This window comes from Sphingobium sp. SG1, assembly GCF_057063145.1.
This window is the reverse complement of record NZ_JBVVOJ010000104.1, coordinates 1-251: the sequence shown is the minus strand read 5'-3', so window position 1 is coordinate 251 and position 251 is coordinate 1. Positions and strand designations below refer to the sequence as shown.

1 protein-coding gene is annotated in these 251 nt (G+C 65.3%); it reads left to right on the top strand.

Features of this window, described 5'->3' with window-relative positions:
* The coding region (locus tag AC0KVN_RS27725) for a strawberry notch-like NTP hydrolase domain-containing protein (protein WP_483656873.1) at positions 1-251 on the top strand (251 nt) is incomplete at both ends.

Sequence of the window (251 nt, the reverse complement as noted above, 5' to 3'; positions counted from 1 at the left end):
GCCCAGCTTGAATCCGTCATCTACGCCGGGGAGGGGCATTCCCGTTTCCTCGCCGGATCGTGGACGGTCGATGAGACCTGGGACATTGTCTCTGCCGCATCGGACGATGCCGAACATGCGGTGCGTTTTCGGTGTGGCTGGTTCCTGGGCGACGGCACCGGCGCCGGCAAGGGGCGACAGGGCGCCGGCATCCTGCTCGACAACTGGTTGAAGGACCGCCGCCGCGCGGTCTGGATCTCCAAATCCGACAA